We start from the raw sequence: 13,323 nt of genomic DNA, 5'->3' as shown, positions 1-13,323 counted from the left end.
ATGAAATTATTTAAAACCTGCTTGCTTGCTGCATCTGTTGCAGCCCTTGCATCTGCTGGTGCAGTCGCACAGTCGTACAATGTAAAAATTTTAGAAACCCCAAATTCGGTCAAGAATTTACTGGGTAGCAAAATTAATGACCAAGGGCTCGTTAATTTGACAGCCCATGCGCCGCTGAATGCCGAACTAGATTTTGACCTAATTCTACCGAGTCTTTTAGCCAACAGTGGCATTCCGCTAGATTTCGACCCTGAAGAAGACACGTTAACTTTACAGCAATATGATCGATTAATTTTGCTGCTAGCAGACAAACAAAATCAACTCACTGAGGCGCAACGAATTGCGACAACTTTCGGTGCAGTCTATAACGGTCAAACGGTTGAGTTACCGGCATTGCTGAATACTGCGGGTAACGGCGCATCAAGCACTGAGAATTCCTCTGACAGCCAGTTTCTAGGTCTTAATCAAAACAATATTCAGGTGGGTATAGCTTCTGCGCCATATTATCGCACTGAATTTACTTATACGCCGCCAGCTAGTGGCGACGAAGAGCCAACGCCAATCACGAAGAACTTCGCTCAGCGTGACTTTACCAGTCGCGGTATTTGGTATGATGGTAGCCAATTAAAATTAATTACACCGACAGAACAAGAAGTGTTGGGCGGTGAGTCAGCCCTGTTTGATATTAATGAACACAACGTGGCTGCTGGTTATATGAGCGTTTCTCTGACACCGCAAGGGGCTGACCGAGTGACCGGGTGTCAGGAATATGCAGAAGAGGAAAACGCCAACACCTCGCTATATAACTGCGTTTGGCTGGGTTGGTTTAATGCACAAAGTAGTACCGTGGGATCAATGCGACAAAATCTCTCGATTTACGATATGCATGCGACTATTTGGCAGCTTGACGCACAAGGTGAAGTTGTGAGTTTTGAGTCTTACGAACCCCTTAGTCCGCGTCGTGAAGATGACGAAGAGGCTATGTCTACGTATGCTTATGCCATTAACAATAATGATATTGCGGTAGGCCAAAGTTGGACTTATCTGGGTGACAACGTCGACTTTTTCTTCCGCACCAAAATGCCGGCCATCTTTGTCAATGGCGAAACACGTCCAGTAACAACGGATAATCAATATACCTGGGGCTCAGCGACGGATATCAACAATGAAGATATCGCTGTTGGTTTTGTGTATAAAACCATTCAGGGTTATGGTCGTTCACTACCATTTACATTTAATGTAAATACCAATGAATTCGAGTTACTTCCACAGTTCTTCGCCAGCTCTTCAACATTCCCTGCAGCTATTAACGACAATGGCTTTATTGTTGGTCGTGGCGAAATCGATTATTCACTAGATTCCATTCGGCGCCAGGCCGGCTTTGTATATGACCCGTCAGCGCCAGAAAAAGGCCTGCAAAACCTCAATGATCTTGTGGGTTGCTCGGCCACCGACTATTTTATTGTCGCTGCGGATGACATTAACGAAAACAATGAAATTGTCGCTACCGCTATTCGTAAAGTCGAGCGCGTTGATGTAGACGGTAGCACCTATGAAGAAGACCAACTGTTTTCTTTATTGTTAACACCAACCGGCGATGACAATGGGTTAGGGTGCTCAAATGATAGCGAGACGATTGAACGCCAAGGGGCCGCAACATCTCTGTTGTCATTGCTAGCTATGTTATTGATTGGTGGTCTTATTACAGTGCGCCGCAAATTCGGGGCTTAACTAGTTAACTTGTTCTAAGAAAACACCTTCAAATAAACGACGCTTTTTCATTGACTTATCAAGTCAGGACAAAAAGCGTCGTTTTTTTCGTTTGAACTCCTCGTCAAAATTGCTATCTATTTATTGAGAGCACAGAAAAAAGTGACTCTGTTAAAAAATGAATCGTATAAAAAACCGGACGAGGAAGTGTAATCATGAAACGACAAAAACGCGATCGCCTAGAACGTGCTCACGCACAAGGTTTCAAAGCTGGAGTATCAGGTCGTTCGAAAGAACTATGCCCGTACCAGAATCAAGATGTACGTTCTCAGTGGTTAGGTGGTTGGCGCGATGCCATGGAGGCCCGCGGTGGTGGCTTGTTCCGCCATTAAAAACGTTAGGTCACAAAACAACGACATATAGAACGACAAAGCCCGCCAAGAAAGCGGGCTTTTTACAGGGGGACTGAGTTCAATCGTATTGATGTTTAGAAGGTTGACGTGTCAGTAAACAATCCAACTTTTAAGTCTTTGGCGGTATAAATAGTTTTGCCGTCAACTTCAACCCGACCATCAGCAATACCCATATACAAAGAGCGTTTAAGAACACGCTTCATATCAATAAAATAACTCACTTTCTTGGCTGTCGGTAAAATTTGACCGGTAAATTTCACTTCACCAACACCCAGCGCTCGTCCACGCCCTGGGCCGCCTAAACACGCTAAGAAAAAGCCTGTTAACTGCCACATGGCATCAAGCCCTAAACAACCAGGCATCACTGGATCACCGATGAAGTGACAATCAAAAAACCAAAGGTCAGGATTAATATCTAGCTCAGCATGAATAAAACCTTTGCCATAAGCGCCGCCGTCTTCGGTTATCTCGACCACGCGGTCCATCATGAGCATATTAGGAGCTGGAAGCTGGCTATTACCTGGACCAAACATTTCGCCACGAGAGCAGGCGAGTAGCTCTTCGCGTGTGTAATTATTTTGTTTCATAAATACCTTGTTTTGCTACGTAAATTCACGTGTCTACGCGAGCTTGTTTTGGGCTAACTCGCGTAGATTAGCGAACACGTGTACGCTAAACAAGTCCGACTAGTATTTTAATTGAACCAACGGCGCCACCATGACACTTCTCGTTCAATTTGTTGTAGTTCATTTAGGCGTTGCTCAATTTTTGCATATAGTTGTTTTTGCTCGCTTTGTGTCAGTAATTCCAATGCTTCCCCCACATGTTCAATAGCAAAAACATGAAATTTATCTGCTTTGACAGCGGCAATGACATCGTCTGCTAAGTTGAGCTGACTCAAGTTTGCCGCAGGAATTATAACGCCTTGATGCCCAGTTAAGCCTCGCGTTCGGCACAGCTCGAAATAACCCTCTATTTTTTCATTGACCGCACCAATTGCCTGGACACGACCAAATTGATCAACCGCTCCGGTAATCGCCAAACCTTGCTGAATTGGAGCCTCAGCTAAAGCTGAGAGTAAACAACACAATTCAGCCAATGATGCGCTATCGCCATCAACTTCGTGGTATGACTGCTCAAAAACAATGGTCGCAGACAGTGCCATTGCTTCATTGCGAGCAAACACATTGGCAATATAGGCGCTTAGAATCATCACGCCCTTAGTATGAATACTGCCACTTAACTCTGACTTGCGATCAATATCAATAATATCGCCATCACCATAGTGCACCGTCGCAGTAATACGTGTCGGCTCACCAAACTCATGACCGCCAGCGGTAATCACCGTCAGGCCATTAATTTGGCCAATGACTTCGCCTTCAGTTTCTATATAAACTTGGCCTTCTAAAATAGCGCGGCGGCTTAGCTCGGCTATATAACCTTCGCGCGACTCGCGTTGTTTTAAGGCTGAACTAATATCGTCTGCAGCAATTGCCGTTGCATTTCGCTCACGAGCTATTGCGCATGCTTCCCGTAACAATTGCATGATGGCAATTGTGTCGAGCGATAATTCGGTTTGGAAATCGGTAATTCGCGTTACAAATTTAAACAGAGCAGGGTACGCATCACTAGCTAAAGGCAATACCGCGGCCTCGCGCTCTACATAGGCTAAATAATCAAAATACGCTTGTAGCGGTTCTTGACTAATCGAGTAATGCGACGAAAAGTCAGCAAGATATGGGAACAAGTTATCAAAGTCGCGATCAAGTTCACGTAACTGTGCGTAAATATCGCGCTCGCCCAACAATAGTACTTTAAGGTGCACTGGAATTGCTTGGGGTTGATAATAAGCAGCTACATTGGAATCGCCCGGTTGCGGCCAATCAAACTCACTGGTTTTTAAAATGTATTTCAGTTTGCGCCACAAACCTGGCTGTAACAGTAATTCTTCGGCATCGATAGCAAGCACGCCGCCATTTGCTTTTAAAATAGCGCCAGCCTCAATTAAGTGTAAATCTGATGAAATGGTTCCTTCCACACTTTGCAATCTAATGCTACCGAATAAACTAGCTTCGGTGACACGGTCACACATCATAAAGGGTTCATGTTCATCATGCGTGACAATGACCGTCGCTAATTCGGTACCTGGTAAGTCATCAAATGTTTTATCTGCAATTAATTCAAGATAACGTGCTACACGTTCACTTGGGTAAGCTTCTTTAATAAAATCAATTAATGGCTTACGTACCGCAACGTCGGCTTGAAGCACTTCCCATAATTTAATCAGAAAATCGTTGGCCTTGCTGCAGGGCACATTGACACACAGCGGTTGAGAAGCACTTTCGGGGTTGGCCACATACACCCAATCAAATTTATCAGCGTGAACCCATTGTTGTTGGTTTTGTACTTGCTGCAACACATCGGAGGTGCGCATGCCTGCAGGCGTAACGACAAATCCGTGAGCGTACCTACCACCAATGCTCAGTGCTTGCTGCAGGGCGTTTAACGCCCGTTGCTGACCAACTAATGCATTGGCATTAGCGTGTTTTGGTCGTTGCTTAGCCCATTCAAATATTTGAGGTTGTAGTGCATCTGCAGCTATGCGCATGGTGTTTAATTCTCCCTTGATGAAGTTCGCTATCATATCACTGTCAGTGTGACTCAACAGCACCAAAGCTTACTGGAATAGGGGTTATTTCATAGCCCTGGGCGATGAGCAGCGATAATAAGCCTTGATCACCATATAAGTGGCCAGCGCCTACGGCAACAAAACTTCGTTTGCCAACAAAAAGCTGAGGTAATTTTTGCACCCAAGTCTGATTGCGTTGGTCTAAAAATAGCGCTGAAGCCCCTATAAAATCGTCTTGTGCCAGCATGACTTCATGCAGCTTTTTGCCATTTCCACTTAAGTAGGTGTCAGCCATACTAATCAGTTCATGTTGTGCAACTTCTTTTTCTGTGACCAATTCATACAGCGCAGAGACTTGTTCGGACAAATCGACTTGATCAAATAACTCGAGTTGCCACTTAGCCGATTCCAAACCAATGACCAACGTGTCTTTACTAACTGCATGCTCAATAATTGCTTCATCAACTGAAAAGGTTTCGCTTTCACACGGCAAATAATCAGCCAAAAATAACGAGCTAATAATCAATGGGCGAAGCGGGGCAAGGCTACTTAACGGCCGGCCTAGTTGTCGTTGTGTCTGGTGTTCGAGCTGGCTGTATTGCTCGCTGTTTAAATACCGCTGAAGGTAATTTCGGGGCTGCTGAAACATGGCACTTTGGGCCGCTTCTAATTCCGCGTCATCGGTCAGATTGACCTCAACAATAAGCTGCTCAGAATTCGCTAACGCTTGGTAAACCGTGTCGGGCATTACAAAGCTATCTTTGCATAACAAATGCATGGTGCCTAACACATAAGCGGTTTGATCACGCTGTTCATGAGTCACTTTAAAAAATACATTTGCCGCTGTGCTGAACGACAGCAAACCAAAACAAATGCACAGTAAAACCCGCAGTAAAAATAGAAACCTCATGGCCAACGAATCCTTCGTAACAAAATCTGTTGTCAATATACCACGCCGTAACAATGATGCAGCGGTTGGTATCAATACGCTTCAGTTGAAATTGCATGATAATCGATTTCGTATAATGTATATTATGTTAAATCATCTAATATAAAAGCAATTAGAACGATGTGATGACTTACATATTATTGCAATATCCGGCGTTATTTAAAAAATTAGGCAGCTCACCACGTAAACTCTTTCAGATTTCACGTAGCGAACGATTCTAGAAATGGATGAAGTTATGCGCTTAGGGCAAGCTGTTGTAATCGCTTAAACAATTTAATATATCGTTTCTGTGCAAGTACGTTTAGTCCCACTTTTGCCAGTAGCGCATTGGGTAAAATATCGAACCAATACGTTTTAAGCCAAATTCGTTTCGCTTGACTCAATGTGTTAATACGCCGCACGATATTTGGCGCTTGCGCGTAATACTGCTCGACTAATTTGCTACCGATAATGGTTTTCTTCATGACCTCATCACGAAACGACCTTAATTGCGTTAATTCCCAGCAGTTATCAGCTAATCCAATCGTATGTACAGCGGCTGTCGTAAAAAAGCAGGCATAATCGGCTTGGCACTGCCCTGAGCTATATTTTTCAAATAACGATGAGGCATCGCGATCGATAATCTCTGCAAACTTTGCCCACTTAGAAGGCAACAGCACAATTTCGGTTACATATGCTTCGTCAGTTAATTGTAGCGAAATGCTTGTCGGTTCGCCCCGAAGCCACGAGCCTGAAGATGCGCTAGCGAAACCTGCAATGACTGGGTATTCATAAAAATTATTGTAGGGTAATTTGGGTTCAACTTGATAAACATACTGTTTATCTCCGAGCGCAATTTGATGGACCTTCGCAAACTGCTGAATTGTTTTTCCCTCTGCATTTGTATTGGAATAGCTCGGCAATAAAAAATTTGCTGACTCAAAACGATAAGTCCGCTCGCCCTCCTCGTTTTCACTAATATACATTTGAAAGTTAAAGGATGACTGGCCAACAAACTTCTTAATAAATTCCAAATTCTGGTCATCAGAAGTCATGATCTTGATGTCTTGCGATAATACACGCCGACCATCAACAGAAAGATAAACACTTCCCATATCATCTTCGACCAGTGTTGTATTTAGAGAAAACGGCGACAAGCTAGCTTCAGCTTTACAGATAGGTAGTGTTTTGCTGTCGTCGGCTGCTTGCGCATGAGCTACGCCAATACCGCACAACGCAAGAGCAGCTGTTAATCGGGGAAATTTTTGTAAAAACATAATTGCGCTCGGCTACTTAAAGATTCTTTAACCTTACGCAATATTTGAAAAAAAACCAAATAATCAAACCTGTTTGGCTAAATTAGCGAGTTCCCAATTCATTTTCAACAAAGGTTTTCATGGCTGCCATTTGCTGCTGCAGAACGCTCTCGACTGCTGGGGCTCATTGACTCAAGTCATTTGGTGTATAACCGCCAACGCGATAAAACACCGTAAGCTCCGTTGACGTTTCTTCGAGCTTATTTACACGCCATTCCATAACGCCACTGACACCCTCACCTTGCAATGGTCCTAATCCACCGAGCAAGCGCACAAACTGATTAGGAATAACCATGGCAACCTGTAAATGCTGCGTCTGTGAACTACCCAAAATCTCACAAAAACAACCACCGGCTCGCGCATCAAGCTGCATGTTCTTGCCGTTACCAAACCAAGTATGGTCATCCAGCCACCATTGTCCAACGTTATCCGTCAAACCGTCGTACACATCAGCGGGGGATGCATTGATGACCTGTTTAAATTCAATGGTAAAACCCTGCGTTGAGCTATCTACAACCTCGGCAGCTACGCCGAGGCTGAGGCTCGCACTTGTTAGCGCTAACGCTCCATAAAATAATGTGCTCGCTAGGCTTCTCATTACAATTCCCCTGCTCGTTTCATTTCGCTTTCAAGTCGGTTTGTTTCATCAGCACGAGGCTTGGTAAACCGCGCAATGGCTAAGTATAGAACCGGCGTCAAGTAGAGTGTAAATAGAACCGCAAATGCTAACCCACCAAACACGACCCAACCAATGGCGTTACGAGATTCAGCACCAGCCCCTATAGATAAAATAAGCGGTAGCGCACCTAATAACGTTGATACAAGTGTCATCATGATCGGACGAAGTCGAATTTCAGCTGCATTTTCAATTGCTTGGCGAACTGACTCGCCCTGATCACGTAGCTGATCGGCAAATTCAACTAATAAAATCGAGTTTTTCGCGATCAGACCAATCAGCATCACTAACCCTATTTGTGAAAAGATATTAATCGAGGTGCCAGTAATATACAGAGCGAAAAACGCAGCCGCGATACCAAATGGTACCGTTGCCATAACCACAACTGCTGAGTTCACACTTTCAAACTGCGCAGCCAAAACTAAAAATACAATCAAAAATGCCAAAATATAAGTTAGCGCCACCTCGCGAGAGGTTTCTTCATAGGCTTCTGCTTCACCAAGGAGTACTAGACCAACTCCGTTAGGCAGTTCTTCAGCTGCCAACTCACGTAACCGCTCGACAACTTGCTCTAATGGGATAGAAGTAGGCAGTTGCATATCTACTTGAATAGCTCGGCGCTGTGAACGTCGCTCTAATTCAGCTGGAACGCCCTCTTCTGTCAGCGTTGTTAAACTGGATAGCGGCACAAGACCTGTTGCTTGAGAACCAACATAAAGGTTCATAATATCGGTCGGGTCACGAATTAAGTCTCGTTGTGCTTGCAGCATAATCGGTACGGCCTGATCGCCAATGTTCAAATCGGTCACATCAAGCCCGTTAATTGCAGCACGCAAGGTGGTCGATATATCGCTTAGCGGTACCCCAAGTTCTTCAGCGCGTTTACGATCAATATTAACTCGTAGTTGCGGCTGTGTTGGTTGATAGCCAATGCGTGGATACCCAACTTCAGGCATTTCCTGTTGCACGCGCGCCGTAAACTTCTGCGCAGCTCGGAAAATATCGGCATATTCTTCACCCGTTAACGCAAATTCTAAGCCACCGCCTTGACCACGTAAGTTGAGACTATTGGAGCCAAAGGCTCGGGCTGGAGCTCCAGGAATTTCACCTAACGGGCCGCTTATTTCATTAATGATGTCTTGTTGGCTTTGCTCGCGTTGTTCCCAGTCTGTCAACCGAACCGTTATAAATACCAAGTTAGGATCCCATTGGCCAACAACGGTATTTATACTATCCACCGCGCCACCATTAACATACGGAAGCAAAATGGCTTCCATTTTTTGCGCTTGGCGGTCCATAAAATCAATACCGACCCCGTCAGGTCCTCGCGCAAAAATACGAATGGTCCCGCGGTCTTCATTCGGCATTAGTTCGTTGTCTACCTGAAAATACAAGTAACTCGCCGCACCGGCAATTAAACTACTCGCGGCAAACACCCAAATCGCCTTATCAAGCGCAAAGTGCAGTGTTTTGCGATAGCTGTCACGCAGCTTGCTGCCAAACCGTTGTAAAAGGTTTTCGTTCTTGGACTCTTTGAGTGGCAGCCGTGCCGTTAAGGCTGGCACGAGTGACAGTGCCACAAATGAAGAAATGATAACTGCAGCCGCTAATACCCCGCCGAATTCGCGAAATAACCGCCCTGCGGTACTTGGTAAAAAGGCAATAGGAACAAATACAGCAACTAATACGGCTGTTGTTGCAACCACAGCAAAGAAAACTTCACGCGTACCAACTACCGCCGCAGCTCTAGCACCAAGACCTAAACTACGTCGACGTTGAATATTTTCTGAAACGACAATGGCGTCATCAACAATCAGGCCGGTTGCTAAAACTAAAGCAAGCAACGTTAGAATATTTACCGAAAAACCAAGCAGCCAAATTACTGCAATAGAGCCAATTAGAGCAACGGGAATAGCCAAGGCAGGAATAATTGTTGCCCTTCCCGACCCTATAAATACCCATAACGTGGCGACAACCAAAGCAATAGTCAGTGCAAGAGAAATAAATACTTCCTCAACTGAACTACGAATAAACTTCGCGTCATCTGAAGTGACTTGTATTTCAAGTTCTGGATATTGAATTTTTAAACGCTCTACTAATTCCAATACCTCATCTGAAATTTCAATGGTATTTGAACGAGCTTGGCGAATAACACCTAATCCAATAACTGGTTTGCCATCAAGGCGCACCATGCTGCTGGCATCGGCCGGCGCAAAGAATACTGTTGCAACATCGCCAATGCGTGTGGTGCCACGAATAACAATATTTTCCACATCATCGACCGTTACTGAACTCGCGTCAGCACGAACTATTATTTGCTGATCGGTCGATTTTAAACTGCCAGCTGGAACGTCGAAAGGCGCCTGGCGCAATACATTCGCAACATCCGTGACGGTAAGCTGAAAACTTGCCAACTGCAATGGGTCTAAAATAACACGCAGCACCCGTTGACGGTCACCATTCAGACGAACATCAGCAACACCTGGAACACTTAAAAAATTCGGAGCCAAATCGGTTTCAACCCGCTCCGTTAATGTTTCAAGATCCAGTGTACTGCTCGACACGGCCAACGACACGACCGCTTGAGCATCGTTATCAGCTTTAATAATAGCGACGTTTTCTACTTCTTCGGGTAATCGGCGTTGCACCTGACTAACAGTTTCACGCATTTCATTAGCGGCACTATCCAGATCAATACCTGGACGAAACTCAACAACAATGCGTGAGCTTCCTTCCTCACTTGAGGCTCTAATTTGTTTGACACCACTGACCCGCGCTGCGGCACCCTCAAGAATACTGGTAACTTCTGTATCAACAGTTTCTGGTGCAGCGCCAGGGAAACTGGCGGAAACTGTCACGATAGGACGGTCTACATCGGGTAGCTCACGCACTTCAACGCCATTAATGGCGGCATAACCTGCAATAATAATCAGTAAATTCAGAACAACAATTAAGATAGGTCGACGTATAGAAAGCGACGGTAAATCGTTGAGTTGTGCTGAAAACTTCATAGTTGTTCCTCCGCCGCCGCCACTTCACGAACAGACTGCCCACTGCGTAGAGTTTGCACGCCTTCAACAATTAAGTTGTCGCCGAGTTGCAGCGCGCCAGAAACGAGAATTCTTCCTTCTAAACGCTGTTGAATGTTTACATCAACGCGCTGTGCGGTACCTTCTTTTTCTATCCAAACGTACGCGCCGTCAGCACTCCACATTAATGCAGCTTCAGGCACCACAGCATAACTGTCGCCGCGATATGCCAAGGCTACACGAAAGCTCATGCCCGGCCGATAAAGGTCAGATTTATTATCGATGGCCGCGCGAACACGAATCGTTCGATTACTAACGTCTATCCGCGAATCAATTTCGATGATTTCTGCAGGGATTTCTGTGTTGCGGCTCGCCCACGGTCGAACGACAAGTTCAGCCCCGTCTTGCAATAATTCAATGGCAGCTTCCGGCGCATTAAAATCAACATACAACTGCTCGCGCTGGTCTATTGTTGTGACTAGGGTTTGGGTTGTTATTCGGTCACCTGGTTCAACATCAGTCATTCCGACAACACCGTCAAAAGGTGCTCTAATTTGACGGTCTTCATAGGCAACTTCGGCTTCGCGCACAGCAACTTCTAACAAGTCTCTAGCCGTATTCGCAACATCAAGTTCGCTTTGCGCAATAGCACCTTGTTGACGACTTGTGGTTAAGCGTTTAACCGTACGTTCAGCGTCTTTTAATTGTATACGAGCTCGTTGTAAATCCACTTGTTGCTGGCGGTCATCTAAACGTACCAGCACATCGCCCTGTTTGACGCGTTGGCCTGGTTTAAAGTTAACTTCAAGAACCAAATCACCCACCGCTGGGTACAATGCAACCGAGCGCTTCGCCTCGGCATAGCCAACAGCTTCAACGAAACGTTGTACACGCTCAAAACCAACCGGTTGCGTCACCACCAACGCTGCACGATCGCCACCACCCCATTGTTGCGTGTAGGCTACTGAAGCGCCAGAGCAAACAAGAATGGTCCCGATGATGAGAAACCGATTAAACCACTGCATGAATTATTCCCTGTTCTTAATTGACTGTGAGTAAGTAGACAAATTTTCTCAAATTTGATCACAAAAGGTCGCGCATCTTCGATGAACGACCTTTTATTTAAGCTAATTAGATTATAGCGAGTTAACTTTTCTTCTTAATGATTTCAGTCAAGCCAGCAACAGCGCTTCCAATATCGGCCAATTGTGCTGGTAAAATGAGAGTGTTCGTTTCTTTAGCTAAGTTTCCAAATTCTTTCACGTACTGTTCAGCAACGCGCAAGCTCACTGCGTCTTGACCACCCGGTTGTTGAATAACCTGAGCGATCTTACCTAAACCTTCGGCTGTCGCTTCAGCAATCAGTTCAATTTCGCGGGCGCGCCCTTCGGCTTCGTTAATTTGCTTTTGTTTTTCCGCTTCTGAAAGGTTTATCACTTCTTGTTTGTGGCCTTCCGAAACATTGATCATGGCCTGCCGTTCACCTTCAGATTTAGCAATTGCTGCGCGGCGTTCGCGTTCCGCTCGCATTTGTTGCTCTAGTGCGTCTTTAATACTCATTGGTAATTCAATGTCAGATATCTCATAGCGCAACACTTTAATGCCCCACGGCGCCGCCGCTTCGTCTAGTGCCTGTACAACAACTTCATTAATTTGCGCGCGTTCTTCAAAGGTTTTATCCAAATCCGTCTGGCCAATAACCGAGCGCATTGTCGTTTGTGCTAATTGCGACGCGGCATAGCGATAATCATTAATGCCATAGCTCGCTTTATGCGCATCAACCACTTGAATGTAAAGCACACCGTTGATGCCTACTTGAATATTGTCACGGGTGACACAGGCTTGGCGTTCAACATCTATCACTTCTTCTTTTAACGTGTGCTGATAGGCAACCTTATCAATAAAAGGAATTAAAAAATGAAAGCCTGAATCAAGCGTACGATTATATTTACCTAAACGCTCAATGACATAGTTTGAACGCTGAGGTACGATTCGTGCCGACTTAAGCACAACAATAACGACGGCAACAGCAAAACCAATAGCTAAGACGCTTTCAGGGGTTAACGAGAAATTCATAATGTGATTGTCCTTGTTTTATTTCTGCTCACGCGAAACACGTTGTTTTTGTACCGTTAATTGAATACCTTCATTGGCAACCACCCATGCGGTATCACCTTGATGCAGCTCATCTTCTGAAAACGCATCCCATTGCACACCATTTAATAATACGCGGCCAGCGCCGTGTTTGAAGGTTTTCACAACGGTAACTCGCGCACCTATGTCGCGTTGGAAATTAGGTTTGGTTTCGTCATTATCTGCGGTGTAACCGGTGAACCATTGCTTGATACGACCGCGTGCTAGCAGCAAAGACACCAAGCTTACGGTTCCGAATACCGCAAACTGAATTGCAATATCGTCAATTAAACCCCAATGTAGTAACAGCCCTGTTACAATGGCACCAATACCCAAAAACACAGCAACGACGCTGGTTAACAGCAGTTCAGAAACAATGAGTAATACGCCAATAACAATCCATATTAATGCAATAGACATGTTGCGCCCTTTGTTATTTATGTTGAGAATTTAACTATAACACCATAAAAGCTTTAACACTTCGCATAA

General features: G+C 45.0%; 11 protein-coding genes. 2 read left to right on the top strand and 9 right to left on the bottom strand.

The annotated features are described in order from the left end of the window. Both BM334_RS05255 and rmf read left to right on the top strand, forming a co-directional pair. Positions 1-1,731 carry a DUF3466 family protein gene (locus BM334_RS05255; RefSeq protein ID WP_092838823.1) on the top strand — a complete coding sequence of 577 codons (1,731 nt, stop codon included), beginning with the start codon at positions 1-3 and terminating at the stop codon, positions 1,729-1,731. A gap of 194 nt (positions 1,732-1,925) precedes the next feature. Continuing rightward, the gene (gene rmf / locus BM334_RS05250; RefSeq protein WP_055437937.1) at positions 1,926-2,102 is read left to right on the top strand and encodes a ribosome modulation factor; all 177 of its coding nucleotides are present in this window, start codon (positions 1,926-1,928) and stop codon (positions 2,100-2,102) included. Between the two features lie 95 nt (positions 2,103-2,197). On the opposite strand, the gene fabA is transcribed toward rmf, so the two are convergent. The 9 genes from fabA to BM334_RS05205 form a co-directional block, all read right to left on the bottom strand. After that, a complete protein-coding gene (gene fabA / locus BM334_RS05245) occupies positions 2,198-2,710 on the bottom strand; it encodes a 3-hydroxyacyl-[acyl-carrier-protein] dehydratase FabA (protein ID WP_092838820.1) in 513 nt (170 codons plus the stop codon). Positions 2,711-2,817: 107 nt separating this feature from the next. Then, a complete protein-coding gene (locus tag BM334_RS05240) occupies positions 2,818-4,731 on the bottom strand; it encodes an AAA family ATPase (RefSeq protein WP_092838817.1) in 1,914 nt (637 codons plus the stop codon). 43 nt (positions 4,732-4,774) lie between these two features. Next, entirely contained in the window at positions 4,775-5,662 is an 888-nt protein-coding gene (locus tag BM334_RS05235) for a TraB/GumN family protein (protein WP_092838814.1), read from the bottom strand. A 272-nt stretch (positions 5,663-5,934) separates the two neighbouring features. After that, positions 5,935-6,957, bottom strand: coding sequence for a CFI-box-CTERM domain-containing protein (locus tag BM334_RS05230; RefSeq protein WP_092838811.1), 1,023 nt, complete (start codon positions 6,955-6,957; stop codon positions 5,935-5,937). A gap of 163 nt (positions 6,958-7,120) precedes the next feature. Further along, the gene (locus tag BM334_RS05225; protein WP_092838808.1) at positions 7,121-7,594 is read right to left on the bottom strand and encodes an SRPBCC family protein; all 474 of its coding nucleotides are present in this window, start codon (positions 7,592-7,594) and stop codon (positions 7,121-7,123) included. Further along, on the bottom strand, positions 7,594-10,683 hold the full coding sequence (locus BM334_RS05220; RefSeq protein ID WP_092838805.1) for an efflux RND transporter permease subunit: 3,090 nt from the start codon (positions 10,681-10,683) through the stop codon (positions 7,594-7,596). The genes BM334_RS05225 and BM334_RS05220 overlap by 1 nt, the downstream gene beginning before the upstream one ends. Beyond that, a complete protein-coding gene (locus tag BM334_RS05215) occupies positions 10,680-11,726 on the bottom strand; it encodes an efflux RND transporter periplasmic adaptor subunit (protein ID WP_092838802.1) in 1,047 nt (348 codons plus the stop codon). Before BM334_RS05215 ends, BM334_RS05220 begins: the two co-directional genes overlap by 4 nt. 121 nt (positions 11,727-11,847) lie before the next feature. Next, positions 11,848-12,777, bottom strand: coding sequence for an SPFH domain-containing protein (locus BM334_RS05210; RefSeq protein WP_092838799.1), 930 nt, complete (start codon positions 12,775-12,777; stop codon positions 11,848-11,850). A gap of 18 nt (positions 12,778-12,795) precedes the next feature. Then, a complete protein-coding gene (locus BM334_RS05205; RefSeq protein ID WP_092838797.1) occupies positions 12,796-13,254 on the bottom strand; it encodes an NfeD family protein in 459 nt (152 codons plus the stop codon). Positions 13,255-13,323 lie beyond the last annotated feature (69 nt).

Source organism: Pseudidiomarina donghaiensis (assembly GCF_900116895.1).
Lineage (GTDB): Bacteria > Pseudomonadota > Gammaproteobacteria > Enterobacterales > Alteromonadaceae > Pseudidiomarina > Pseudidiomarina donghaiensis.
The sequence above is the reverse complement of the archived record's forward strand: the minus strand, read 5'-3'. Positions and strand labels throughout refer to the sequence as shown.